Origin of the sequence: Escherichia sp. KTE31, from assembly GCF_000407925.1 — a bacterium.
GTDB classification, from domain to species: Bacteria; Pseudomonadota; Gammaproteobacteria; order Enterobacterales; family Enterobacteriaceae; genus Escherichia; species Escherichia ruysiae.
Genome location: NZ_KE136722.1, coordinates 964,707 through 990,218, shown reverse-complemented (window position 1 = coordinate 990,218; position 25,512 = coordinate 964,707). Strand labels below are relative to the sequence as shown.

Genomic DNA, 25,512 nt, shown 5'->3' with positions numbered 1-25,512 from the left:
TTTTATTTTCATAATGAGCTAGCCTTGCTCGGAAAAATATATAAACAAGGTTAATAAATATAGTCAGGAATAGAAATGCACGGATATTTAATGTTTGCTATTGCACTCTCTCCTTTGCTCCTTATGGTATTTTTGATTCTGAAACTGAAGATGCCTGTTCATTATTCAGTACTGATATCACTGGTATTTACAGCTGTTTTATCTGTCCTGTTCTGGGACATGCCAATACAGAATCTTAAAGCCTCAGTGGGTTATGGCGCACTCAAAGGATTATGGCCGATCGTGATTGTGATCCTCGGTGCGATATTCAGTTATAACGTCATGCAGGCAACCAAAGCTCTGGATATTCTCCGCGATATTCTCGCCAGTATTAGCGAAGATAAGCGTATCCAGGTACTCCTTATTTCATGGTGTTTTGGTGGTTTTCTTGAAGCTGCTGCCGGTTACGGTACTGCGGTCGCCATTCCTATTGGTATCCTCATTGCGTTGGGATTCAACCCACTGAAGGCCGCAATTGCTTCACTGGTTGCCAATACTGTGCCTACAGCGTTTGGGGCGGTAGGTATTCCGGTTTCAATCCTCGCCGAGCAGGTTAACCTGTCTGTTTACACCTTAGGTGGAACAATTATTCTGCAATTAGCGATTTTTAATCTCCTGCTGCCCTTTGTCATTATTTGTATTATTGGCGGCGGCGTGAAAGCGATTCGCGGCGTATTCCTTATCACACTGCTATGTGGCATCGCGACACTTATTCCGCAATACTTTGTTGCCATCCATCTTGGTGCCGAATTGCCCGCTTTTGCTGGCAGCCTGGCTAGCCTTTTCGCTGTCGCGATTGCCAGCCGTCTGCGCAAAGGTGAAGTAGACCCAGAGTGGCGTATTGCAGCCAGCCATACCCGTGAAATGGCACCACGTTCGGCAAAGGTGCTGTTCCGGGTCGGTTCTATTTACCTGTTTATTTTTGTCTTTATTCTGCTGTGCTCACCGTTATTCCCAACGATAAAAGCAGCAGCATCTAAGCTGGCTTCAGTGCTACACTTTTCACTGGTCGATGGCGGGACCTTAGCGTTAAAAATAGAATGGCTCACAACGCCTGGAATGTTGATTATCTTTGCAACTATTCTCGGTGGTTTTATTCAGGGGGCATCAGCACGCGGTATGCTGGAAGTATTTATCAAAACCGTATTCCAGCTTAAAAATTCTATTATTGCGATTATGGCCATTGTCGCCATGGCAACAGTTATGGATCTCAGCGGCATTATTTCTACGCTGGCTCGGTCAATTGTCGATCTCACCGGAAGTTCATACGTCTTCCTCGCGCCGGTCATTGGTGCGCTGGGTACTTTTGTCACAGGCAGCGATACTAACTCGAATATTTTGTTTGGCAAACTGCAAACTATTGCAGCCAGTAAGTTGCATATCGATCCCAATTGGCTGGCGGCAGCGAATACTTCCGGTGCCACGGGAGGGAAAATGATTTCACCACAAAGTATTGCCATTGCCGTTTCTGCCACAAAAATGGAAGGGCAAGCCAATCAAATAATGTCTGGCACCATGAAGTACTGCTGTGCCTACATCGCAATACTCGGCTTAAAAGTAGGTCTCTTTTACTTCTGGTTTATGCGATAAAGTGGTTTTCTTAACCATATGCTTTTATATGGATAAGGATGCACGCAACGATTAAGTAACAGAAATCTTGCCTTTAGAATGCCAGGATGTTCTTTATTTCTACCAGAACATCCTGCTGTTTTTCCCCGCTACTCTGAGTATGACATGCTCTATTTTTATAACGGGTAATCTTATCCATATTTAGCTTATAAGATAACCTCCTGAAGCTGTCTGACTCTTTCCCGATATTCTCCAGGAGTACAGCCAAACTCACGAACAAATGCCTTGTGAAAGGATGATTCACTGGCATAGCCTACTGACTCAGCGATCACCACGACGGGGAGCGTTTCCCTGGAAAACCGCTGAGCCGCTATTTGTAGCCGCAACTTTGTTAATACAGCCAATGGCGTGGTTCCAGAAACATCACGAAAAAGTTGGGCAAAACTTGCCCTGGACATGTGAACGATGCTGGCCAGCGATTCGACTGTCCAGGGATGAGCAGGCATTTCCAGCATTTGCTGAATCACCGCACCAAGGCGCGGATGAAGCAACAAACTGAGGATATTTTTCTCCGTATTAGCCTGTACGATCCATCCACGCACGGCGAGTGTAAATAGTGTGGCGCATACCTGGCTGCACAGAGCATCCGCTCCCGGCATTGCCGCTCTTGATTCCTGTTGTAAAAAAGGAATCGCCTCCCTCAGCCAGTTAAACTCCACGCTGTCACTTTCCGGTGCCAAAAACAGAGCTTCCGGCAAAGAGGTTAAAAAATAACGCGCCGAACGTTGCAGCCGAAGAGTGCCGCACACAATACAGGTCGATTCATTTTCAATGTGACTCAGGCGATGAGCTGAATTTTGTGTTAGCAGAACCACATTCCCAGGGCGCAATGTAAAGGTCTGCCCCGCCGGCATTTCCAGTTTTGCCGCACCTTGTGTTAACACATGCCAACGAATAACCGATAGTTCCCCCGCAACATGTGGAAGCTGCCAGTCACTTCCTAACTCGCAATTTTTATCGATCGTTCCTTGTGGAGCGTTAAGCATCAATAAACGGCTAAGGGCATCCATATCAGACTCCTGAGTAGTTTTTTGATTATAGACAGCAATAATCTTATATAAGCCTTAAGCCAATATCATCAATTAGTTAATCATCATCGTTATATTGTGACCCTGATTAAAAAACAACGAACATCAGACGATAAGACAAAATATCAAGCGTTGTGAAGAAGTGTTATTTACGAATTTACGTCTATAGTCATTACGTCAAATGAATACGTTTCGACAGGAAATTATCATGAATAAATATCAGGCAGTTATTATTGGTTTTGGTAAGGCAGGAAAAACATTAGCCGTCACGCTGGCTAAAGCGGGTTGGCGTGTGGCTCTCATAGAACAATCGAATGCAATGTATGGCGGGACATGTATTAATATCGGCTGCATCCCAACCAAAACATTGGTTCATGATGCACAACAGCACACAGATTTTTCCCATGCCATGCAGCGTAAAGATGAAGTCGTCAATTTTTTACGCAATAAGAATTTCCATAATCTTGCGGATATGCCCAATATCGACGTGATCGTCGGGCAAGCGGAGTTTATCAATAATCATATTCTGCGTATTCATCGACCTGAGGGAAATCTGGAGATTCATGGTGAGAAAATTTTTATTAATACCGGCGCACAAACTGTTGTTCCGCCAGTTCAAGGAATAACCACGACACCTGGCGTCTATGACAGTACCGGATTACTTAACCTGAAGGAATTACCCGAACATTTGGGCATTTTAGGCGGGGGATATATTGGCGTTGAGTTCGCCTCTATGCTCGCTAATTTTGGCAGTAAGGTGACTATTTTCGAAGCCGCGCCTCTGTTTTTGCCTCGGGAAGATCGGGATATTGCTGATAATATCGCGACTATTTTACGTGAGCAGGGAGTGGATATTATCCTCAACGCCCATGTGCAGCGTATCAGCCACGATAAAAATAAAGTACAAGTGCATACCGGACACGCTCAACTGGCGGTGGATGTCCTGTTAATTGCTTCCGGTCGCCAGCCTGCTACCGCCTCGTTAAAACCAGAAAATGCCGGGGTTGCGGTGAACGAGCGCGGGGCAATTGTCGTTGACAAGCGATTACATACCACCGCAGACAATATTTGGGCGATGGGAGATGTTACCGGCGGGCTGCAGTTTACTTATATTTCACTGGATGATTACCGCATTGTGCGCGATGAGTTACTGGGAGAAGGCAGACGTAGTACTGATGATCGGAAAAATGTGCCTTATTCCGTATTCATGACTCCTCCACTGTCTCGGGTTGGTATGACAGAAGAACAAGCCAGAGAGTGTGGTGCAGATATTCAGGTGGTTACATTGCCTGTAGCGGCAATTCCGCGCGCCAGAGTGATGAACGATACCCGTGGGGTATTAAAAGCGATTATCGAGAATAAAACCCAACGTATATTAGGGGCATCTCTGCTATGTGTTGACTCCCACGAGATGATCAATATTGTGAAAATGGCGATGGATGCCGGATTGCCTTATAGCGTATTACGCGATCAGATTTTTACTCATCCGTCGATGAGCGAATCACTCAATGATCTATTTTCATTAGTCAAATAAACCCAAAATCAGACGCCAGGACAAATCTTCTGGCGTCTCAGAGAAAACAACTTTATTAATTTTTGCTTATTCTATAACTTCTTAATCACTCCATTGATGGTATTTTATATGTTTAAAAAAACTGTTTTATTTGCAACGCTATTATCTGGCGTTATGGCTTTTTCCACCAATGCAGATGACAAAATAGTCCTGAAACATGTCAGCGTCTCGTCAGTATCAGCCTCACCGACCGTTCTTGAGGATGCCATTGCTGATATCGCCAGAAAACATGACGCATCATCATGGAAAATTACCTCCATGCGGATTGATAACAACTCAACCGCGACGGCAGTATTGTATAAATAAGGATGTTGATAATGGAAAAATACCTGCACCTGTTAAGTCGGGGAGATAAAATTGGCCTGACATTGATTCGTCTGAGTATTGCGATTGTTTTTATGTGGATTGGGTTATTAAAGTTTGTCCCTTACGAGGCCGACAGCATTACACCATTCGTCGCGAACAGTCCGCTAATGTCGTTCTTCTATGAACATCCAGAAGAATATAAACAGTATCTGACTCACGAAGGCGAATATAAACCGGAAGCCCGGACATGGCAAATTGCTAATAATACCTATGGTTTTTCCAATGGCCTTGGCGTCGTGGAGGTGATGATTGCTCTGCTGGTGTTAGCAAATCCTGTTAACCGGTGGTTGGGTTTATTGGGTGCATTAATGTCATTTGCCACACCACTGGTAACACTCTCATTTTTAATCACCACTCCTGAAGCCTGGGTGCCGGCTCTGGGGGATGCTCATCATGGTTTTCCTTATTTATCCGGAGCCGGTCGTCTGGTGTTGAAAGATACCCTGATGCTGGCTGGCGCAGTCATGATAATGGCTGATTCGGCTCGGGAAATCCTTAAGCAACGAAGTAATGAGTCGTGTTCAGATTTTAAAATTTAACTCTTTATAATCAGAACAGAATCTGTTGTTTAATTTTTCAGGCGTCAGTTTTCCCTTTGTACAGGTAAGACTGACGCTATTTTTATGCTCAATGTTTCCTTGTTTAAGGTTGGGGCTTACCATATCTCTCACGCTAACATATAAACAGATATCTTTTTTCCGCAATGAGAGGCAGAGAGTGGCACGAGAAAATCTTAATGATTTAATGACATTCATCGTTGTTGCGCGTGAAAAGAGTTTCACCAGGGCTGCTGCTCAATTGGGGATATCACAATCGGCTTTGAGTCACAGTATGCGCACCCTTGAATCTCGTCTGGGTATGAAACTCCTCACGCGCACCACCCGCAGCATATCGCTAACGGATGTAGGGCAATCAATGCTTGATGAGCTGGGGCCTCATATTGATGGGATTCAGGGAACATTGCAGCAACTAAAAGATCTCAATAAGAAGCCTGCTGGAACCGTTCGAATATCCACATCCGATTATGCTATCAGGTCAGTCATCTGGCCAAAACTTGAGCCATTACTAAAAGAATATCCGGATATAAATCTGGAATTAATTGATGATTATACTTTAACGGATATTGTATCTGGTCGATTCGATGCAGGAACTCGCCTGGGAGAACAGATATCCAGCGGTATGATCTCTGTACGTATTGGTCCCGACGTGCGCTTTGCTGTTGTCGGTTCGCCAGCATATTTTTCTCAGCACCCTTATCCAAAGCATCCAGATGACCTTATTAGTCATAACTGCATTAATCTTCGTTTTCCAACGCATGGCAATCTGTATGCGTGGGAGTTTGAGAAAGAAGGAAAAAGCCTGAATGTCAAAGTCAGCGGTCAACTGGTGTTTAGCCGTATCTATCAAAATTTGCAGGCGGCGTTAGAGGGCTACGGCCTGGCGCATGTTCCACGCGATATTGCGGAAAAATACATCGCCAGCGGCGAACTGATCAGTGTACTTGAAGACTGGTGTCCTTATTGGGATGGTTATTATATTTATTACCCGGAAAACAGAAATCACTCAAAAGCATTCCAGCTGGTTGTTGATGCGCTACGCCATCATAAAAAAAACTGAACATCAGGCAGACAAAAGCCAGGGCTATCGCAAGGCTCTGGCTTTTTAATATAATTAAATCTGTTCGTGCTCAGCGTAATTTCCTGCTCGCAAACACATTTTTAAATATGGGTAACGATCACGATGCGATAAATATCACCTTGTTCCATTTTTGAACTCCCTTCTTGTGAGTTGCTGGGAAATATACCGACGCTCTGCTCTGAATTATTCCGCTACTCAGCATTCAGTGAAGCCATGTCAATAACAAAACGATGTGCCATATCCCCTTTTGCAAGGCGAGCAAATGCATCGTTTATCTGATCAATATTGATCATTTCACATTCGGGATAGATATTATGCTTCGCGCAGAAATCCAGCACTTCCTGTGTTTCTGCAATACCACCGATAAGTGAGCCAGCAACACGGCGACGCCCCATAATCAGAGGAATTGTTGACGGTTCTTCCACAGGCCCAACCTGTCCAACAATAACTAATGCACCATCAATATCTAACAATGGGGTGTAGATATTCAGGTCGTGTTTAACGGGAACCGTATCGATAATCAAATCGAATGCACAGGCTGACATCTGTAATGCCTCTGGGTCTGAAGACGGCAGAATGCCTTTTGCACCGAGCAATTTTGCGTCTGCTTCTTTGCTTTTAGTCCGGCTAATCACAGTAACGTCAGCCCCCATCGCGACGGCCAGTTTCACAGCCATATGACCTAAACCGCCTAACCCAATAACGCCCACACGGCTGCCAGGACCAACATTCCAGGTACGTAATGGTGAGAACGTGGTAATTCCGGCACAGAGAATCGGCGCAGTTTTGGCTAAATCCATATTTTCAGGGATCCGCAGTACAAATTCTTCACGTACCACAATATGTTTGGAGTAGCCTCCCTGAGTAATTTCGCCGCTAATCCGATCCTTAGCACCGTAGGTTGGCGTCATCCCGTGGCGGCAATACTGTTCTTCACCTTGTTTACACTGGTCGCAATGCATACAGCTATCGACCATACAGCCAACGGCAACATGATCGCCTACTTGATATTTTTTAACCCCCTGCCCCACTGCTCTCACGATACCGACAATTTCGTGCCCCGGAATTAACGGATAAGGCTGAGGCCCCCAGTCACCATTAACTGTATGTAAATCTGAGTGACAAACGCCACAATAAAGAATTTCGATGGCAATATCATTGTCACGTAACTCACGACGTTTAAAATGATAAGGAACCAGTTTTGCATCGGAAGAGAGTGCGGCATAACCGATAGTTTTCATAAAGTGCCTCTTCGTTATGAAATAATTGATAATTTAAGAATCATATTCTTAAATCGCTGGTTAAAACCCATATTGTCTGAATTTGCTATTTTATAAAACAAAGCCTGTAAGATCAGATAAAAACGTCATCATCCAAATAATATAGCTCAACAAATACTAAAATCAGTCATGTATTTTTACGCCAAGACAACCACGGACAAATTCAGGATTAAAATGTTTTACAGATTCACCAACATAGCCTAAATCAAGCGAGCTAATTTGCTCCATTTCTGCCTCTGTCAGTGAAAAATCCCAAATGGCGAAGTTCTCTTCAATACGCTGTTGATGAGTTGATTTCGGGATAACGACCACGCCACGTTGAATATTCCAGCGCAATATCACCTGAGAAATCGTTTTTTGGTGGGCATCAGCAATACTCTGAAGCATTTTGTTTTCAAACGGCTTATGTCTTCCGCCGCCTAACGGAGCCCAGGCTTCAGGCTGCACATTATAGTGCTTCATGGTTGCCAGCGCCTCTGGTTGTGCAAAATAGGGATGCAGCTCAACCTGGTTCACCATTGGTTTTATTCTGACTGTCTCACAAAAGTTTGTTAATACATGAGGATAGAAATTGGAAACACCAATCGCTTTCAGTTTGCCCTCGTCATAAGCCGCTTCCAGGGCTCGCCACGCACTGAAATAATCACGCATCGCCTGGTGCAATAAATAGAGGTCAAAATATTCAAGTCCCGATTTTTTTAACGATGCTTCAATTCCTGCTTTTGCCGTATCCTGATTAACCATATCCTGCACCCACAGTTTTGAAGTAATAAATAACTCCTCACGAGTACAGAATCCTTCCGAAATAGCTTCACGAACGGCATCACCGACAGAATCTTCATTACCGTATACCGCAGCCGTGTCGATAAGACGATAACCTGTTCGGATAGCACTCAACACCGACTGTTTACACTCTTCTTTATCGGTAACCTGAAAAACCCCAAAACCGATCATCGGCATTTTAAGATTGTTACTTAATACAGAGAATTCCACAGTAAGCACCTCCATCATGTATGAATCATTATTCTAAGTTAAAATACGACTCTCGATTAGTATGTAAATCTCGATTTCACTTATGCAAATAATTCATCAATAAAATAGACCTGCACGATAACAGTGCTACTCACCAGCATTAAGGCAGATTAATGAATTTTGTTCATAGCCCCTGACAAATCTCGCCGTCTAATCTAATAACTCTCTTTACGGTATGCTTTCCATAAACAATAACGGAAGGATAACACCATGCAAACTGTAAGACTGAACAACGGTATTGAAATGCCCTTGCTGGGTTTTGGTGTATTTCAGATGACCGATGCCACCGAATGCGAAAGAGCGGTCATTGACGCTATTGATACTGGTTATCGACTGATTGACACCGCCGCCTCATATCAGAATGAAACTCAGGTCGGGAATGCGCTGAAACAAAGCGGTATTGCGCGTAACGAACTCTTTGTCACAACGAAACTCTGGTTGCAGGATACCAGTTACGAAGGTGCCAAAGCCCAGTTCGAACGCTCTCTGAATCGGCTGCAACTTGATTACGTTGACCTGTATTTGATTCATCAGCCTTACGGTGATGTCCACGGAGCCTGGCGTGCCATGGAAGAGCTTCACCAGGCCGGTAAAATTCGCGCGATTGGCGTCAGTAACTTCCACCCTGACCGACTGGCTGACCTTATCGCCTTTAATAAAGTCGTTCCGGCGGTCAATCAGATTGAAGTTAACCCCTTCAACCAGCAATTACAGGCCGTTCCGTGGATGCAAAGTCGTGGCATTCAGCCAGAAGCCTGGGCACCGTTTGCGGAAGGTAAAAATGGTCTGTTCCAGCATCCCGTGTTAACGGCAATTGGCGAGAAGTATGGCAAAAGCGTGGGCCAGGTTGTTCTGCGCTGGATCTACCAACGAGGCATTGTTTCACTGGCAAAATCAGTGCGCAAAGAACGCATGGAAGAGAACATCAACATTCTCGATTTTGAACTTAGTCCTGAAGATATGCTGCAAATTACCGCCCTGGATACCGCAACCAGCGCGTTCTTCTCTCACCGCGACCCGGCGATGGTGGAATGGCTGACTGGCCGCAAACTTGATGTTTAAGCCGCGATAAAAGAGGTATTCATTCAATGCAAAAACGTTATCTGGGTAAATCCGGGCTCGAAGTCTCCGCTCTTGGGCTAGGTTGTATGGGCTTAAGCCACGGCTACGGCCCGGCGACAGATACCCGTCAGGCTGTCGAACTCATTCGTGCTGCGGTTGAACGCGGCGTCACCTTCTTCGATACCGCCGAAGTGTATGGTCCGTATCTGAATGAAGAAGTGGTCGGTGAAGCCTTAAAACCGTTTCGTGACCGCGTGGTGATTGCGACTAAATTTGGTTTTACCTTCGGCGATGATAATAAGCAGCAGATTCTAAACAGCCGCCCGGAACATATCCGTGAAGCCGTAGAAGGATCATTACGCCGCCTTAAGACAGATGTTATTGACCTGCTGTACCAACACCGTGTCGATCCAGATGTCCCGATTGAAGATGTTGCAGGAACGGTAAAAGATCTTATCGCTGAAGGTAAGGTCAAACATTTTGGCTTGTCAGAAGCGGGGGCACAAACCATTCGTCGTGCCCATGCGGTACAATCAGTCACCGCCCTGCAAAGCGAATATTCCATGTGGTGGCGTGAACCTGAACAGGAAATCCTGCCGTTGCTGGAGGAACTGGGGATTGGTTTTGTACCGTTCAGCCCATTAGGTAAAGGTTTCCTGACGGGGTCGATTAAGCCGGGGACAACTTTCGGTAAGGATGATTACCGTAGCACCGTACCGCGTTTCGCTGCACAAGCCATTGAAGCCAATGAAAAACTGGTCACTTTGTTAGGTGAACTGGCTGCGGAGAAAGGGGTAACCTCTGCACAAATCGCACTGGCATGGCAGTTAGCACAAAAGCCGTGGATTGTACCCATCCCTGGCACCACTAAACTGCACCGGCTGGAGGAAAACCTGGCCGCTGTCAACATCGTTCTTTCGCAGAATGATACTCAGCAGATAACCCAGGCACTGGAAACGATTAAAATCGTCGGTGAACGTTACTCGCCTGAGCATCAGGCTCGCGTAGGCCGTTAATGCTCAAACGGAGCCACAGTAAAATGCGGCTCCGTTATTCTGCGTAGCGAAGTGCATCGATCATCAGCGCAAAAGCAGGTGGGTGCTGCTTACGGCTTGGATAGTAAAGGTAATATCCGGGAAAAGTTGGACACCACTCCTGTAAAACCTGAATAAGCTCGCCTGACTTTATATGATCCTGAACCGCGTTTTCGGGAACACAGGCGATACCAAATCCTGATAATGCTGCATCAATTCTTTCTGGCAGCAAATTGAACGTCAGTTGCCCATCAACTCTGACCCGTAACGGTTTCCCTTCTCGCTCAAACTCCCAGTGATAAAGTCCACCGGCAGTTGGCAGACGCATATTGATGCAGCGATGATTTTGTAGCTCGTGAGGCGTTCCAGGCGCAGGGTTTGTAGCGAAATAAGACGGTGCCCCCACCACAGCCATTCGCATATCTGGTCCAATCCTCACGGCAATCATATCCTTATCTATACTTTCGCCCAGCCGTACTCCGGCATCAAAGCGACCTTCGACAATATCGACAAAACCGTTATCCACCACCAGTTCGACATTGATTTCGGGATACTCTCTGAGAAAGGGTTTTAGCTTCGGCCAGATCAGACTGCGCGCGGCATGTTCCCCGGCAGATAACCGAATATTCCCGGAGGGCGTGCCGTCCCGTTGAATCAGTGATTCCAGTTCCTGTTCAAGTTCGTCAATACGAGGTTCAAGACAGGCGATTATTCTCTCCCCCGCTTCTGTGGGAGCCACGCTGCGAGTCGTTCGGGTTAAGAGGCGGATATTTAACCTTTCCTCCAGAGCCTTAATCGCATGGCTGAGAGCTGACTGAGAAACACCGAGTTTGCCCGCTGCTTTGGTAAAACTTCGCTCCCTTGCCACCACAAGAAAGATTTGCAGTTCGTTGAAGTTTTCTTTGAGCATTAGCGATTTCCTTATAGAAGCATTCCCTTCAAAACGTACTTATGAAGGGTGTTCATAGATACAATCATTTTAGCCGTATTATATGCTTCCCCTGCGCCAATCAACGCCAGAATTGGTCACTCATGAGAGCAGACGCATCCCCGGATCTGATTTCAGGTGACGTATATCGATGACTTTGCTGTCATGAGTGATGGCTGATGTAATACATATTTTCTAATTTGTGATACACCTCAAAAAATTGGTTGACCAAACTCGTTATCTATATAAGAGGCGCTTATGAGGTGCGCTCTTTTTTAAAGCGAGGAAGTACCAATGAAAGAGAATAAAGTACAGCAAATCAGTCATAAACTGATTAATATTGTTGTTTTTGTTGCAGTTGTAGAATATGCCTATTTATTCCTCCATTTCTATTAATTACATCAAAAAATAATTCCCTTAGGTGATATTTAAAATATGTGCCCTCTACCTCCTTCGTAATAGTTATGCTCGTAGGGAGAGGTATTCGTACTGTTTTGAAGGGAAGCTTAAAGAAATCGTATTTGTGCCGCACTGAAAGAGATTGCGCATTGAGTCAGCATTTTAGTTACCCAATGCGCATGTTGGCTCACCAAATTGTTACTCTGGCTGCGTGATGAATAATCAGCCGGTAAAGCAAACCTCGCCCATATTCTTAAATGCTTTCATACTGCTCAGCGGGTAGTGTCGTAAATCAGCAGTTCGGCTGCTGAATAGTGCCGTCACCAACGATAGCCAACAACATCTCTCACTTCCGACACGGTCGGTTAGTTGTAGGAATCCCGCATATCCAGATGGTCATGAGATTTTGTTGAAATTATCTGGATGAGAATGTATCTTAGTTGTTATGTTATAACGTAACAGGCAAAGCAATGAAACAAAATATCCATCCTGAATATCGTACTGTGGTGTTCCACGACACCAGTGCTGATGAGTACTTTAAAATTGGCTCCACTATCAAAACAGACCGTGAAATTGAACTGGATGGCGTGAGTTATCCCTATGTGACAATTGATGTTTCTTCAAAATCACACCCGTTCTATACAGGGAAACTGAGATCCGTTGCATCAGAAGGAAATGTAGCGCGATTTACCCAGCGTTTTGGTCGTTTTGTTAGCACGAAAAAGGGGGCATGATGAAAGTCCTTAACTCTCTGCGCACAGCAAAAGAACGCCACCCAGACTGTCAGATTGTGAAGCGAAAAGGACGCCTATATGTCATTTGTAAATCTAATCCCCGTTTTAAGGCTGTTCAGGGGCGCAAGAAAAAGCGTTAACTCTGAGTTCGAAGGTTCAACGACACCTGTCTGGCTGGTCGCATAATCATGCCTGATTAATGCTGGTGTATTCAGTACGCCAGCATTAACTTTCCGGCAGACGTATTCTTCTTACTCATTAATGATTTTCTACCTGCTGATGCTCTGTATTACCTGCATCAATCGCTTTTTGATACCATTTTTGAGCCAGTTGGGGATTCTTCTCTACGCCCAATCCCAGAGAATAAATATCACCTAAAGCCACAAAACTGGGGGCAGTGATATGATCCATTCTGTTGATATGTTTAAGATAAAGATTTATCGCTTTTTGATAATCACGTTTTACGCCATAACCTTGCTCATAAAGTTTCGCCAGACGATACTGCGCCGTAACATCATTATTTTTATCACCGTTCTTATAATATTCCGCCGCTTTTTTATAATCCTGAGGAACGCCTAACCCTCTTTCATAAATAATCCCAAGATAACGTGCGGCTTTCATTTCTCCAGCTAAGTTAGCTTGCTCAAAAAGGCTTAAGGCTTTGGTATAATCAAACGGCACGCCATATCCATTAAGATATAAAATCCCTAAATCCAGTTTAGCACGGGAGTTCCCGCTAGCTGCTGATTTCGTCAACCATTTAAAAGACTGAGCGTAATTCACCGTTTGATTGTAGTTTCCATTCAGGTATGCTTCCCCCAATCTGGCTTGCGCTTCAGCATCACCCTGAGCAGAGCGTGTAAGTATTTCATCAAAATTCATTTTTTATGGCGTATCTGCATATACAGATGCAGAAAAAACCAGAATTACAAATAATAACGCCTTCATTCTGTCCCTCGGAAAAACGACTGCCAACACGATACCTGATGACAGTCTGGCCTACTCTATTATTGTTTGCGTTGGTTAAATAACCATTCACGAATAGGTTCTATGCTGTAAGCAATACGCCATGTGTTACGATGCCCACTTGCTCCTTCTCGCGAAGAGTATTCATCAAATACACTGTCTTTTATAAAAACGGTATAACGGATATTACTTTGTTCTTCAAACAAGGTGTCGGCAGCAAATCGATATTGTTCAGGGTCCCATTGACCATTCCATGCCGCGCGAGAAACCTTTCCGCCAAATTGCTCAAGACGTTCAGTAATCGCGTTGAAGCCAGGAAAAGCCCCTGAATCATCTTCTGAGGCCATAAACCACAATTTGTTTTTAGCTATTGGAGCAACCTGTTCCGCATCCCATTTTCCTGCAACCAAGTAACTCGCTGTGAAAAAGTCAGGATATTTGATATTCATGGCGATGGCCAGCATACATCCCCCTGACTGACCAGTAACATAAATACGTTCAGGATCTATTTTATATTCTTTTACCAAATACTGAACAAGATTTATTGTTGTATCAAGCAATGTTGAGGTACGCCAGTCATCATCAGCAATGATTTCATTATACTGAGGAGCTAAAACATAGCAGGGACGTTTCATTTGTTCTTCAGGTTCTGCCCAAATTACTGCGCCTAACCCCTGAAACAGAGTCGTTGTAACTTGTGCACTGGTAGCCCCTGCATCATGCATAAAAAGAACCAGTGGTAATGATTTATTTTGCTCTTCAGGAATAAAGAAATTATATTTCAGTATTTTCCCGCTTTCTTTATCTTTATATTCATCTTGTCTAAAACTATCCACCACCAGATTTGAAACGGCGTTAGTTTTCAGCGTAGTGTTTTGTGTGACAACAGCAGCAGAAGCATCTTTATATCTAATTGTTTGGTTTAGTTTTTCTCCTGCAACCCAGGTGGGTTTACCTTGCCCTTGTTTGGGAGCTGCTTTTTGTATTGTTGGATCCGTTATAGTTTCTTGCCATTCATTTTGTGGTTTGCTGTGTTCCAGTTCAAGAATCACGTACTTACCTGATTTTGCTTCAACCAAAGCTGTTGACTGGCTGATAAATATTTTATTGATATGATAATTTTTTACGCTAAACTCTGTTGTTGAAAGTTCTTCCTTATTTATAGGTTTTTCAAATTCTACAGCTATCGCAATAAGTCGAACTCCATCACCAAAAACTTGTGTAATAGCTGTAGCATTTATTGCTTTGTTATTGGTGTTTGCAAATACAATGCGAGGCATTGAAACAATTAAAGCACCGCAACACTTTTAATTAAAAACTCTCTGCGCGTCGGCATAAATGCCCCCTTTACTTTTGGTAAAAAAGTAGATGAGTATCAGTATGAACAAGGACTATAATTTTTCAACTTTATCATTCGTAATTATATTTAACTTATCTTCAGTGCTAACTCTGTGCCTCGTTTTATCGGCGATGTTATAGAAATAAAACCATTCTGTGGATCTCGAACATAAGATAAAAAATCTGGTTCTGCGTTATCATTTAATATATATCCACCCACTCGTAGCTGCGGTGCAACGATCTCAGTAACCTGACGAGCGAGGCTTGGGCCATCAGCAAGATGAAAACCATCAATAAGAATAAAATCGACAGGACCACCGAGATCTTTCAGAGTTTCTCTCGCATCACCGACACGAATATCAACAAAAGACGTAAGACCTGCCTCTGCCAGGTTTCGAGCCGCGACGTCAGCCTTTTCCCGTACCATTTCAGAACCAATCACCAGTCCGCCACCATTATCTTTCATCGCAGCGGCAAAATAGAGTGCTGACATACCAACAGAAGTTGCAAAGTCCACAACACGAGTGGCTTTCATTGCCCGGCACAGTAAGTAGATAAGTTCCCCCTACTCTGGGGCTATGGAAAAGCCGTAACTGGAAAATTTTTCAGGATCAAGTGCAGTAGCTTCGCGAAACAGCTCCTGCGGGGGATGTTTACGTTCATTATTCATGCGTTCCAGAACACGTAAAACCTGGGGATCACGAATGGGGCAGACACTATTATTTAATCGACTCATAAATAAGGACCTGTATTTTATGAAGTGATGTTACCTGGTTGTTTTCATACACCATGTTATGATCATTGCTTATGTTATTGGTATAGTGATACCATTTCTGGTACTGGTCAAGTACCAAAAATGAAATACAGGAGTAAATGTTTTGATGAACAAGAGCGAAACGAGAACACCAGTGCGACGGGGAAGACCAAAAAGTGCCGGGCTTGATGAGCGTAAGAAAGCGATAGTTATTGGCGCGTATAGTGCCTTTATTGAGCTTGGTTTTGCCCAAACCTCAACCACAGAAATTGCTCGTCGGGCAAAAGTATCAAAAAGAACTATTTATGAGGTATTCAGTAATAAGAAGGAGATTTTTTCTGAAGTAATTAAAGAATATAAAACCCTGTTCCTCGATCTCCCAAGACCGGAAAACGAGATACTCCCCATCAATGAAACTCTGTTTCGCATATTCCGATTAGATATAGGTCAGGAAGAAGCTAAAGAGAGAGAAGCACTCTTAAAATTAATGACACGTGAATCAATTCTCTTTCCAGATCTTTCAGACTATTTATATGCCACTAAAACGCTTCATTCAAGAGAACTGTTAATAGAATGGCTGGATATTCAACAAGCTCAAGGGCGTATTGCTGTTAAAAACACGGGGAATTGCGCGGGGATGCTAATGGATATTGTTTTTGGTGCATTGATTCCTCGTCGATGGGTGTTGGACGTTAATGAAGATCAGACACTAACACCTGAAGGTCGTCAGCAGCAACTTGAGGAAATAAAAGAGCGTATCGAAACAGTTATACAAGGAATCAAAACTGAGTCTACTCATCCATAGCGTTTAATGGACGTTTTTTATGAAAATTACGAGGTAACACTCATACTTTATACAAGTAATCGTGCCATCAAAGATGAAACCGATTTACTCAATCTGACTGATGAAGGTGTCAAAAAGTGCCGGGAGGCGCACGATGAAAAATCTTCAATACGCGTGACTAATCCGGAATAACACCATCGACAATAAATTGTAACCCCCCCTGAGAACAATGCTCTATCCGTCCACGAATATGATATACACTAGCCAGATTCTCTGGCGTAATGACCTCTTCTGGATTTCCGCTGGCAATAAGTTTGCCTTTTTTTAGCATTACGACATAATCGGCATATCGTAATGCGATATTTATATCATGAACTACCATGACTGTGACTATATTACGACTTCGTGTCTCGCTTCTTACTAAATCCATAACATGAAACTGGTGGTTTAAATCCAATGCACTCAGTGGCTCATCCAGTAGTAATATAGATGGATTACGGGCCAATGATTGTGCCAGTCCAACCAGTTGCCGCTGGCCTCCGGATAGTTGATCCAGATAACAAAAGGCCAGATGCTCTATTCCTAGTTGTCTGAGAATAGCTATTGATTGTGTTTTTTCATCTATGCTCCCTATCTTTGAAGCACGCAGAGCAACAAAAATAGATTCCAGCACATTCAGATGCACGTCATGCGGTAAGAACTGTGGTAAAAATATTGTGCTGTTGGCACGGGCTGAAAATGGCATCTGCGTAAGGTTGACCCCATCAAGAAATATATTACCGCTAGCCTTATTCAGTCCCGCCAGGGCACGTAGCAACGTCGACTTTCCGCAGCCATTTGGCCCCAGAATGATGGTTATTTTACCGCGAGGGAGTTCAGATAAACTAAGATCACATATTACGTTTTTTTTCTGATAACCCGCGTTTAATTTATACAGTGAAAGACCTTTCATAACAAACTCCTGCGATAACGCAGAATAATACTAATAAATAATGGAACACCGACAAGCGATGTGACGATACCAATCGGGATAATGACGCCAGGAATAATACTTTTCGAAGCAATTGAAGCCAGAGAGAGCACCAGACCTCCAGTCAATACGCTTCCCGTCAGATAAAAACGATGTTCCTCACCAAATAGCATTCGGGAAATATGTGGAGAAACAAGGCCAATAAAACCAATTGGACCAACGAAGGCTACCGACAATGCAGCAAGTAAACTTATACGTAACAGGGAAGAAAGACGCAGTTGATGTGCATTGATACCAAACCCCATCGCCCTCTCTTCTCCCATGCGCAATGCTGTAAGTTGCCATGAGCGAGAAAATGACCATAGAAAAACAATGATAAATACGCCTGATAAAACACCCAGCCTACTCCAGGATGCGCGAGCCAGACTGCCCATTGTCCAGAATACCAGTCCCTGGAGAGTATCCTCATCCGCAATAAACTGCATCATTGCCACAAGTGCATTGAATGTGAATACCAATGCGATACCCAGCAAAATCACTCCCGAAGTAGCTATTCTTAGCCAACGAGACATGCTATCGAGTAATAAAGCTGACAGAAGAGAAAATATAAAAGCGTTTGCTGGAACAAACCATGTTGCCGATATACCAGGAATACCGATCCCCAGGACAATAGCCAGAGCAGCACCAAATGCCGCCGCAGAGGAAACCCCAAGCGTAAAGGGACTGGCTAATGGATTGTTGAGGATCGTCTGCATTTCTGCGCCCGCGAGCCCCAAGGCCATGCCAACCAGCAAAGCCATTAAGGCGTAGGGTAATCGAATTTCCCAAACAATGACATGGATGCTGGTATCAGGGCTAAACGGATGCATTAATGCGTGCCATAGCTCACTGACTGACAAACTGGAAGAACCCAGAATGATGTCCAGAAATAATGAGAGAAGGGTCGCCAGAGTTATTATTGAAATCAGTATAATTCGTTTACGGACAAGTTGATGGTACTGATACTTTATCGTATCAGGCGATTGTGAATAGATGGGATACGGCAACGTAACGACTCCTTTGTTTCTGTTATTCTGGCAATACGCCTTTGGGGTTACAGATAACTGAATTGAAAGTCTCTGCTGAACAAATAAAAATCACATTCTCTTCATATAACCACATCAAAAATGTCCCCGAATCACTTTTCCCAGCGCCTGACTGGTGTTACCATTTCGATATATAATCATTTATATACCGATTTTTAGTGTGATGGAATATGAAAATAAATAATAAGTTGTTTTTATTAATGATTTTTTTGCTTTCTTTATCATTTACTACGCAAGCTGAACGAACTTTCACCGATCAGATTGGTCGGGAGGTAACAGTACCCGACAAAGTTGATCGTATCGTTGTGCTCCAACATCAAACTTTGAATCTTTTAGTACAGATGAATGCCACCGATAAAATCGTGGGTGTTATGTCAAACTGGAAACAGCAACTTGGCAGCAACTATGCACGACTTGCACCAGAATTAGTCAGCAAAGCGTCATTAGGAGATTTAACCCATGTCGATGCTGAAAAATTGGTGGCCCTGCATCCACAGGTCGTTTTTGTCACCAATTATGCGCCGCAAGAAATGCTCGACAAAATCAGTAGCCTTGGCATTCCAGCAGTAGCAATTTCTTTGCGGCATGATGACGAGGGAGAGAAAAATAAACTTAATCCAACAATGGCTGATGAAGAACAGGCTTACGTAAAAGGGCTATATGAAGGGATTATGCTGATAGGCAATATAATCAATAAACCTGGAGAGGCTAAAGCGTTAATCAAGGCCACTGAAAATGGTCGCAGTATTGTGAGTGATCGACTGCAAACTCTCCCCGAAGAAAAGCGTGTTCGTGCCTATATGGCTAATCCAGAATTGACAACTTATGGTTCCGGAAAATACACAGGATTAATGATGAAACATGCCGGTGCAGTAAACGTCGCCGCGTCCACCATTAAGGGGTTCAAACAAGTCTCGATGGAGCAAGTAATTGCATGGAATCCTCAGGTAATTTTTGTGCAAAATCGCTACCCTGGCGTGGTGAATGAAATACAGTCAAATCCACAATGGCAGGTAATAGATGCGGTCAAAAATCATCGTGTTTATTTGATGCCAGAGTATGCAAAAGCATGGGGCTATCCAATGCCAGAAGCTATGGGTATTGGAGAGTTGTGGATGGCGAAAAAACTGTATCCTGAAAAATTCAATGATATCGATATGCATAAAATAGCCAATGACTGGTATAGAAAATTTTACCGTACTGATTATCAGGGTGAAGAATAATGCGTGTACTTGCTGCGGGTAGCTTACGCCAGGTATGGAAATCACTTATGTCGAATTATCAGGGTGATAATATTCAATGTGATTTTGGACCTGCAGGTATATTGCGGGAACGTATTGAAGCGGGTGAAATATGTGATTTTTTTGCATCCGCGAATATGGCCCATCCACAAATGTTAATGGCCGCAGGACATGCATTGTATATTAAACCTTTTACCTACAATCGCTTGTGTCTGTATGTTCGGGCTAATAAAATTAATGTAAATGACGACTGGTATTCTTTATTAAACAGAGAAACGTTGCGAATCGGAACGTCAACCGCAGGATGTGATCCCGCTGGCGATTATACTCACCAGCTTTTTGAAAATATGGGTAGTATTGGCGGAAAAATAAGACAACGGGCTGTTGCATTGGTGGGGGGAAGAAAGTCATTACCTCTTCCAAGAAATGTGATAGCCGCGCAGTGGCTAATTGAAAATGATTATACCGATCTGTTCATAGGTTATGCCAGTTACGCTCCTGGATTAGAATCAATTGAATCAGTAAAAGTTATAGAAATACCTGAACCTTATAATCCGGTTGCCATCTATGGATTTGCTTGCCTGACTGAGAAGGCCAGACCACTTTGCAACTTTTTAGTTTCCTCAGATGCCAGGGCAATACTTGAGCAGCATGGGTTTATGTCATCACGTTGAGCCTACGCTCTTCGCATTAAGAGTCATAAATATCATTTTAAGTCAACCAGTTAGTTTATCATAATTACGTTTTTATCCCCGATCTCAAAATATGCGAAGCCTTATGAATCTCAGATTTACCCCGCATGTGTATTGATATCTGCATGATCCAGGAGAAAATGACCTAAATACAAATGGTGTTGCAGATGAGTGAAAGGAAGAATAAAGCAACAGCTTTGACCTATAAAAATGGCGCTGTATCTGCGCCATTTTTATCATTCAATACGTTATCTGTTTGAACCTAAAGGGATCTCAGGATCAGGCTCATGAGTAATTCTGTTTCGTAAATCTCTACGAATAATTTCAATGGACCAGAACCATACTAAATGTCCAAAAATTTCAGAGACATTCTCATACCAAGGGAGATCAAAAAGAGGTGGTGTAAGTCCCATTAGAGGGAATGAAATCATATGAACAAAAAGTTGTGCTAAAGCGCCTGCAAGCAAGCCCTGCCAAAGTTTAATTTTTGGAAATACTTCGGCGACCACACAATAACCAACAGCAAAAACTATCGAAAAGATTATGTGCGTTACACCAACCCAGTTAAAGACATGTCCGGCGAAGGTATAAACCGCCGAATTTGGATCTGTCAGTCCCAACCAATCCCGAAGGAAAATATATGGAGGGTTGAGAAAGTTACGGGAGCAATCAATTTGTCCTGCCGCCCTGATTAATGATTCCGGGCCACACGCTGCATTGAACATATCAATCGGGCTACGTGGCGGCAATGGAACTTCTGCTCCCCACTTAACAAATGCTGAAACAACGCCAGCAATCAGCCCGATGAATGCAGCAAGACCATAACGTCTACGGTTCGGTGGAGTTTGCTCAAATATATTCATACTTACCCTGTTTATTTCATTACGTTAAAACACCTCTTTAGGAGTATTCATAAAAAAACGCAAATGTAAAGAACTGTATTGTTTTGTATTGATAACAGGTTGCTTAACAACCAAGTAACGCATACTCCATAATTTCTCCACATTTTCATGTTAAATATAATAAAGAGAGTATGATGTTTCTCTCAGAGATAATTAATCATTCCTTTTGCCCACCTCAGCGGTGGGCTTTTTTATGCGAAGTATAAAAATCACACAAACAAGAAAAAATAATTCAAAAATAACCGTAACTTATCACTTCCCTGAGTGTTACAAACAACAATAGTTAATCTTTCGTGGTTATATTCTATCTGGCTGATAATATCTAAACAGATATACAAATTAATAAGAATCACTAATCATTAAACACAAATACCACTGAAAGATCACCCGCCTTCCGCAGGTGGTAACAATAGTATAACTGCGGTTTTGTTGTGATTTTTATCAGCTGTATTGGTGAATTATGAGCCATCAGAATCCATGCATGACGTGTGCCTGGTGTGCATTTTTCCGAGTATCTTGTTACTAAGCCGAGATGCCGGATAATGCACGAATAATAAAAGTGTCTCAGCCGAAGAATAAACAGCTCCGGTGGATAGAGCCTCATGAAGAAGTGGACTGACCCCATAAAGTTGGGTGTCCAACTTTTGGGGTGCAGTCCAAAGCACTAAGGCTGATTGTTGAATTTGCACTGACAACAGACTTCGTGACAGGAAATGGGAGGCTGGGAGTCTATCCAGATGGTTCAGAGATACGCTCACCTTTCAGCCGGGCATCTCAACGGACAGACGAGCAAAATTGACGCAATTATAGGTCGCAATGTCCCAGATACGGCACAGGAGGAGAACGTGGTTTACGTAAATGTGATATAACTTATTGATTTAGGTGATAATAGGAGTCGAACCTACGACCTTCGCATTACGAATTATAAGAATCCGCTTGTAATTCAAAGAATTATCCCATCAACACTGCGCTCACACGTCCCACCACATCAAAACATGTAAAGCCTTGCAAGCCATTGTGAGGCCTTATGTGTCTCAGTTTTGTCTCATCAGACATAGCAAGTATCGATCAATTGAGACTTGGATGATAGACTTCATGCCTTTCAGAGCTCATTGATTAAATAAATGTTAAAGTTATTTGTAAAGTACACATCTATAGGTGTGCTGAACACACTTATACACTGGGTGGTTTTTGGTGTATGTATCTATGCCGCACATACCAGTCAGGCCCTGGCAAACTTCACAGGTTTCGTAGTGGCTGTGAGCTTTAGCTTCTTCGCGAATGCAAGATTCACATTCAAAGCATCGACTACAGCGATGCGCTACATGTTATACGTGGGATTCATGGGAATATTAAGTGCGATTGTTGGTTGGGCTGCTGATAAATGCTCACTTCCTCCAATAGTCACTCTTATCACCTTCTCCGCCATCAGCCTGGTGTGCGGTTTCGTCTATTCAAAGTTCATTGTCTTTAGGGATGCGAAATGAAAATATCTCTTGTCGTTCCTGTCTTCAATGAAGAAGAAGCGATACCTGTTTTCTATAAGACGGTACGTGAATTCCAAGAGTTGAAGCCATATGAAGTAGAAATTATATTCATAAATGACGGAAGTAAAGATGCCACAGAGTCAATTATTAACGCGCTGGCTGTTTCAGACCCGCTAGTTGTTCCGCTGTCATTTACACGCAACTTTGGTAAAGAACCAGCCTTATTTGCAGGGTTAGACCATGCAAGCGGCGATGCTGTAATTCCTATTGATGTCGACCTGCAAGACCCTATTGAGGTTATCCCTCATCTTATTGAAAAGTGGCAGGCTGGTGCTGACATGGTGCTTGCGAAACGTTCAGACCGCTCAACTGATGGACGACTGAAACGTAAGACAGCTGAGTGGTTCTATAAGTTACACAACAAAATAAGCACCCCAAAGATCGAGGAAAATGTCGGAGATTTTCGACTCATGTCTCGTGAGGTTGTGGAGAACATTAAACTGTTGCCTGAGCGCAATCTTTTCATGAAAGGCATACTGAGCTGGGTGGGTGGTCAGACAGATGTCGTTGAATATGTACGCGCAGAGCGTGTTGCTGGCATCTCAAAATTTAATGGCTGGAAATTATGGAATCTGGCACTGGAAGGTATCACAAGTTTTTCAACCTTTCCTCTTCGCGTATGGACTTATATAGGCTTGTTTGTTGCAAGCATTTCGTTTTTATATGGTGCATGGATGATTATAGACACCCTTGTCTTTGGTAACCCAGTACGCGGGTATCCCTCCCTGCTTGTATCAATACTTTTCTTGGGTGGCGTGCAACTGATCGGGATTGGTGTTCTCGGAGAATATATAGGTAGAATCTATATTGAAGTAAAAAATAGACCCAAATACATCATAAAAAAATCTCATCGAGGTAACCCATGATTAAAATTAATTTATTTAAAAATGCAAATCTCCTTGCCTTCATATCATGTTTTGCAATATCAATTTATTGTTATTGGGGGTGGTTGTACGATGGAACACTTAATATTGATGGCGAGTTTACAAATAATTTTTATCAAACAATCACGCTTGGGCGGTGGTTTCACACTTTTTTGCGACATTACTTTCTCCCTGAGCCTTTTTCACTTTATATAACACCATTAATAGCCTTATCTTTTATCATCATTTCAGCATTTATAATCTGCAGATCGCTAAAGCTAGAATCTTATGAATTATTGATAGGTATGTTAGTATTTATTACCTTCCCTCAGATCTCCTATCAATTAGAGTTTCTTAACCAAGCTGATACTGTGGGAATTGCTTTTCTACTGGCAGCGATATCAGCAATTATTTTTCACTCGCAAAAAAATAGGATTGTGATATTTTCTGGTATAGTACTGTCCATTCTTTCAATGGCAATCTACCAAACATTCGTAACATATATTATTGCATTCGTCATTGGGTTGCAGATAAATTCGATAATACGAAATGAGAAAAATATTCGTGAATCTTTTTATAGTTCATGTTTATCTCTATCCCTCATAGCTTTATCTACCTTAATTTACCTGCTATTAACCAAAGCTATCAAGCATTATTTTTCGCTTGAATCGAACGAGTACATCTCAAATTATATACAAAATGCAAGCGATATTAAATGGCTTGTTAAATCAGCCATAGATAATATATATAACTTCTATAACAATCCTCCCACTGGTTTAAACCTATACAAGTGGTTACTGATTCCTTTATTAATTCTGATATTTACCCTAACATATAAATTAAAAACAAGATCAATTTATTTGATTTCATCAATCATTTTCATTTATATACTTCCGGTTATATTTATCGTTGTTGTTGGCTCAGGGGCGCCACCTCGCCTGTTTGTTTTAATGCCTATAGTAGCAGTAATTTTGTTTTCTTGCTTAAGCAATTTTCGCTCTATAAAATACCTAAACTGCATGTTTTTTTTATTTATTATATTTAATGGCGTTTCAACATCCAAAAATCTATTTTTGAATGATACTCTCGCAAGACAGAAAGATATCTCTTTAGCTAAAGAAATATCATACACATCTCAAACAAAAGGCATTTCCCTTAACGGAAAATATATATATATACATGGTTCAAACGACTCAGGAAATATGCTCTCCATGAGCGCAGACACTTTTGGAAAATCTTTTTTTTGGTGGGATGGTGGCAACTATTTTAGGATGGTTGCATTTATGAATTACTATGGAATCTGTAATTGCAAACCAGCAAATAAAGAACAAATAGAGAAGATTTATCCAATTGTGAAGAGTTTACCTTCCTGGCCGAATCCAGATTCGATAGCTGAAATAAATGGTTTGGTGATAATAAAACTATCAGAGAAAAAAGGGTGGCTTCCATTTAATATTTAGCTTTGATAGATTTATTTATTATTAAAGAGCGCCTCCCTTTTTCAAGCTCAAAATAATACACACATCAATGGATGCAATCACAAATAGACGGAGGGGCTGAATGCCCCTTTAAATACCTTACACTCAAATATCTATATACAATCACACTAACCGTTTCTAATATTAGTC

At 42.7% G+C, this 25,512-nt stretch carries 26 protein-coding genes and 1 pseudogene; 17 read left to right on the top strand and 10 right to left on the bottom strand.

Annotated features, from left to right (window positions below; translation table 11 throughout):
- The first annotated feature begins 75 nt into the window (after window positions 1-75).
- Window positions 76-1,629, top strand: a complete 1,554-nt coding sequence (locus WES_RS16150) for an L-lactate permease (protein ID WP_016159248.1) — start codon at window positions 76-78, stop codon at window positions 1,627-1,629.
- Window positions 1,630-1,814: 185 nt separating this feature from the next.
- On the opposite strand, the gene rclR is transcribed toward WES_RS16150, so the two are convergent.
- Window positions 1,815-2,678: a reactive chlorine-specific transcriptional regulator RclR gene (gene rclR, locus WES_RS16155; RefSeq protein ID WP_016159249.1), complete on the bottom strand. Its 864-nt coding sequence runs from the start codon at window positions 2,676-2,678 to the stop codon at window positions 1,815-1,817.
- Window positions 2,679-2,904: 226 nt separating this feature from the next.
- Between rclR and rclA the strand changes: the two genes are divergently transcribed.
- The 4 genes from rclA (at window position 2,905) to WES_RS16170 (ending at window position 6,252) form a co-directional block, all read left to right on the top strand.
- The gene (gene rclA / locus WES_RS16160) at window positions 2,905-4,230 is read left to right on the top strand and encodes a reactive chlorine resistance oxidoreductase RclA (protein WP_016159250.1); all 1,326 of its coding nucleotides are present in this window, start codon (window positions 2,905-2,907) and stop codon (window positions 4,228-4,230) included.
- A gap of 108 nt (window positions 4,231-4,338) precedes the next feature.
- Window positions 4,339-4,575: a reactive chlorine resistance periplasmic protein RclB gene (gene rclB, locus WES_RS0121035; RefSeq protein WP_000475159.1), complete on the top strand. Its 237-nt coding sequence runs from the start codon at window positions 4,339-4,341 to the stop codon at window positions 4,573-4,575.
- Between the two features lie 11 nt (window positions 4,576-4,586).
- Window positions 4,587-5,174 carry a reactive chlorine species resistance protein RclC gene (rclC, locus tag WES_RS16165; RefSeq protein ID WP_010350402.1) on the top strand — a complete coding sequence of 196 codons (588 nt, stop codon included), beginning with the start codon at window positions 4,587-4,589 and terminating at the stop codon, window positions 5,172-5,174.
- 178 nt (window positions 5,175-5,352) lie between these two features.
- The gene (locus WES_RS16170; protein WP_016159251.1) at window positions 5,353-6,252 is read left to right on the top strand and encodes a LysR family transcriptional regulator; all 900 of its coding nucleotides are present in this window, start codon (window positions 5,353-5,355) and stop codon (window positions 6,250-6,252) included.
- A gap of 212 nt (window positions 6,253-6,464) precedes the next feature.
- Here the strand turns inward: WES_RS16170 and WES_RS16175 are convergent, their stop codons facing one another.
- Window positions 6,465-7,514, bottom strand: a complete 1,050-nt coding sequence (locus tag WES_RS16175) for an NAD(P)-dependent alcohol dehydrogenase (protein ID WP_016159252.1) — start codon at window positions 7,512-7,514, stop codon at window positions 6,465-6,467.
- A gap of 162 nt (window positions 7,515-7,676) precedes the next feature.
- Window positions 7,677-8,546: an aldo/keto reductase gene (locus WES_RS16180; RefSeq protein WP_016159253.1), complete on the bottom strand. Its 870-nt coding sequence runs from the start codon at window positions 8,544-8,546 to the stop codon at window positions 7,677-7,679.
- A gap of 249 nt (window positions 8,547-8,795) precedes the next feature.
- Between WES_RS16180 and WES_RS16185 the strand changes: the two genes are divergently transcribed.
- Window positions 8,796-9,647, top strand: a complete 852-nt coding sequence (locus WES_RS16185) for an aldo/keto reductase (protein WP_016159254.1) — start codon at window positions 8,796-8,798, stop codon at window positions 9,645-9,647.
- 26 nt (window positions 9,648-9,673) lie between these two features.
- Complete coding sequence (locus WES_RS16190) at window positions 9,674-10,663, top strand: aldo/keto reductase (RefSeq protein WP_016159255.1); 990 nt, start codon at window positions 9,674-9,676, stop codon at window positions 10,661-10,663.
- Between the two features lie 34 nt (window positions 10,664-10,697).
- Here WES_RS16190 and WES_RS16195 read toward each other — a convergent pair whose 3' ends face one another.
- On the bottom strand, window positions 10,698-11,591 hold the full coding sequence (locus tag WES_RS16195) for a LysR family transcriptional regulator (protein WP_010344526.1): 894 nt from the start codon (window positions 11,589-11,591) through the stop codon (window positions 10,698-10,700).
- 312 nt (window positions 11,592-11,903) lie between these two features.
- Here WES_RS16195 and ykgR point away from each other — a divergent pair, with 312 nt between their 5' ends.
- The 3 genes from ykgR to ykgO all read left to right on the top strand — a co-directional run bounded on the left by ykgR (window position 11,904) and on the right by ykgO (window position 12,882).
- Entirely contained in the window at window positions 11,904-12,005 is a 102-nt protein-coding gene (ykgR, locus tag WES_RS16200) for a small membrane protein YkgR (protein ID WP_000662260.1), read from the top strand.
- A gap of 473 nt (window positions 12,006-12,478) precedes the next feature.
- Window positions 12,479-12,742, top strand: coding sequence for a type B 50S ribosomal protein L31 (locus WES_RS16205; protein WP_016159256.1), 264 nt, complete (start codon window positions 12,479-12,481; stop codon window positions 12,740-12,742).
- A complete protein-coding gene (ykgO, locus tag WES_RS16210; RefSeq protein WP_000866436.1) occupies window positions 12,742-12,882 on the top strand; it encodes a type B 50S ribosomal protein L36 in 141 nt (46 codons plus the stop codon). Before WES_RS16205 ends, ykgO begins: the two co-directional genes overlap by 1 nt.
- Before the next feature lie 118 nt (window positions 12,883-13,000).
- Here ykgO and WES_RS16215 read toward each other — a convergent pair whose 3' ends face one another.
- The 3 genes from WES_RS16215 to WES_RS16225 all read right to left on the bottom strand — a co-directional run bounded on the left by WES_RS16215 (window position 13,001) and on the right by WES_RS16225 (window position 15,602).
- Entirely contained in the window at window positions 13,001-13,624 is a 624-nt protein-coding gene (locus WES_RS16215) for a tetratricopeptide repeat protein (RefSeq protein ID WP_016159257.1), read from the bottom strand.
- 125 nt (window positions 13,625-13,749) lie between these two features.
- Window positions 13,750-14,988, bottom strand: a complete 1,239-nt coding sequence (locus tag WES_RS16220; RefSeq protein WP_016159258.1) for a prolyl oligopeptidase family serine peptidase — start codon at window positions 14,986-14,988, stop codon at window positions 13,750-13,752.
- 146 nt (window positions 14,989-15,134) lie between these two features.
- A complete protein-coding gene (locus WES_RS16225) occupies window positions 15,135-15,602 on the bottom strand; it encodes an O-methyltransferase (RefSeq protein WP_286132711.1) in 468 nt (155 codons plus the stop codon).
- Between the two features lie 325 nt (window positions 15,603-15,927).
- On the opposite strand from WES_RS16225, the gene WES_RS16230 reads away from it, so the two are divergent.
- Complete coding sequence (locus WES_RS16230; protein WP_016159261.1) at window positions 15,928-16,605, top strand: TetR/AcrR family transcriptional regulator; 678 nt, start codon at window positions 15,928-15,930, stop codon at window positions 16,603-16,605.
- Window positions 16,606-16,762: 157 nt separating this feature from the next.
- On the opposite strand, the gene WES_RS16235 is transcribed toward WES_RS16230, so the two are convergent.
- Together WES_RS16235 and WES_RS16240 are read right to left on the bottom strand one after the other, a co-directional pair.
- Entirely contained in the window at window positions 16,763-17,536 is a 774-nt protein-coding gene (locus WES_RS16235; protein ID WP_016159262.1) for an ABC transporter ATP-binding protein, read from the bottom strand.
- Window positions 17,533-18,600: a FecCD family ABC transporter permease gene (locus tag WES_RS16240; protein WP_016159263.1), complete on the bottom strand. Its 1,068-nt coding sequence runs from the start codon at window positions 18,598-18,600 to the stop codon at window positions 17,533-17,535. Before WES_RS16240 ends, WES_RS16235 begins: the two co-directional genes overlap by 4 nt.
- 209 nt (window positions 18,601-18,809) lie before the next feature.
- Between WES_RS16240 and WES_RS16245 the strand changes: the two genes are divergently transcribed.
- Together WES_RS16245 and WES_RS16250 are read left to right on the top strand one after the other, a co-directional pair.
- On the top strand, window positions 18,810-19,862 hold the full coding sequence (locus WES_RS16245) for an ABC transporter substrate-binding protein (RefSeq protein WP_016159264.1): 1,053 nt from the start codon (window positions 18,810-18,812) through the stop codon (window positions 19,860-19,862).
- A complete protein-coding gene (locus WES_RS16250; protein WP_016159265.1) occupies window positions 19,862-20,554 on the top strand; it encodes a substrate-binding domain-containing protein in 693 nt (230 codons plus the stop codon). Before WES_RS16245 ends, WES_RS16250 begins: the two co-directional genes overlap by 1 nt.
- A 266-nt stretch (window positions 20,555-20,820) precedes the next feature.
- Here WES_RS16250 and WES_RS16255 read toward each other — a convergent pair whose 3' ends face one another.
- Entirely contained in the window at window positions 20,821-21,435 is a 615-nt protein-coding gene (locus tag WES_RS16255; protein ID WP_001019913.1) for a YagU family protein, read from the bottom strand.
- A 746-nt stretch (window positions 21,436-22,181) separates the two neighbouring features.
- Here WES_RS16255 and WES_RS24470 point away from each other — a divergent pair.
- The 4 genes and pseudogenes from WES_RS24470 to gtrII form a co-directional block, all read left to right on the top strand.
- Window positions 22,182-22,343, top strand: a pseudogene (locus WES_RS24470) (integrase); the annotation flags it as partial.
- A gap of 255 nt (window positions 22,344-22,598) precedes the next feature.
- Window positions 22,599-22,961, top strand: coding sequence for a GtrA family protein (locus WES_RS0121030; RefSeq protein ID WP_000915847.1), 363 nt, complete (start codon window positions 22,599-22,601; stop codon window positions 22,959-22,961).
- Window positions 22,958-23,887: a glycosyltransferase family 2 protein gene (locus tag WES_RS16260; RefSeq protein ID WP_016159266.1), complete on the top strand. Its 930-nt coding sequence runs from the start codon at window positions 22,958-22,960 to the stop codon at window positions 23,885-23,887. The genes WES_RS0121030 and WES_RS16260 overlap by 4 nt, the downstream gene beginning before the upstream one ends.
- Window positions 23,884-25,344: a glucosyltransferase GtrII gene (gene gtrII / locus WES_RS16265; protein WP_016159267.1), complete on the top strand. Its 1,461-nt coding sequence runs from the start codon at window positions 23,884-23,886 to the stop codon at window positions 25,342-25,344. The genes WES_RS16260 and gtrII overlap by 4 nt, the downstream gene beginning before the upstream one ends.
- Window positions 25,345-25,512: the final 168 nt, after the last annotated feature.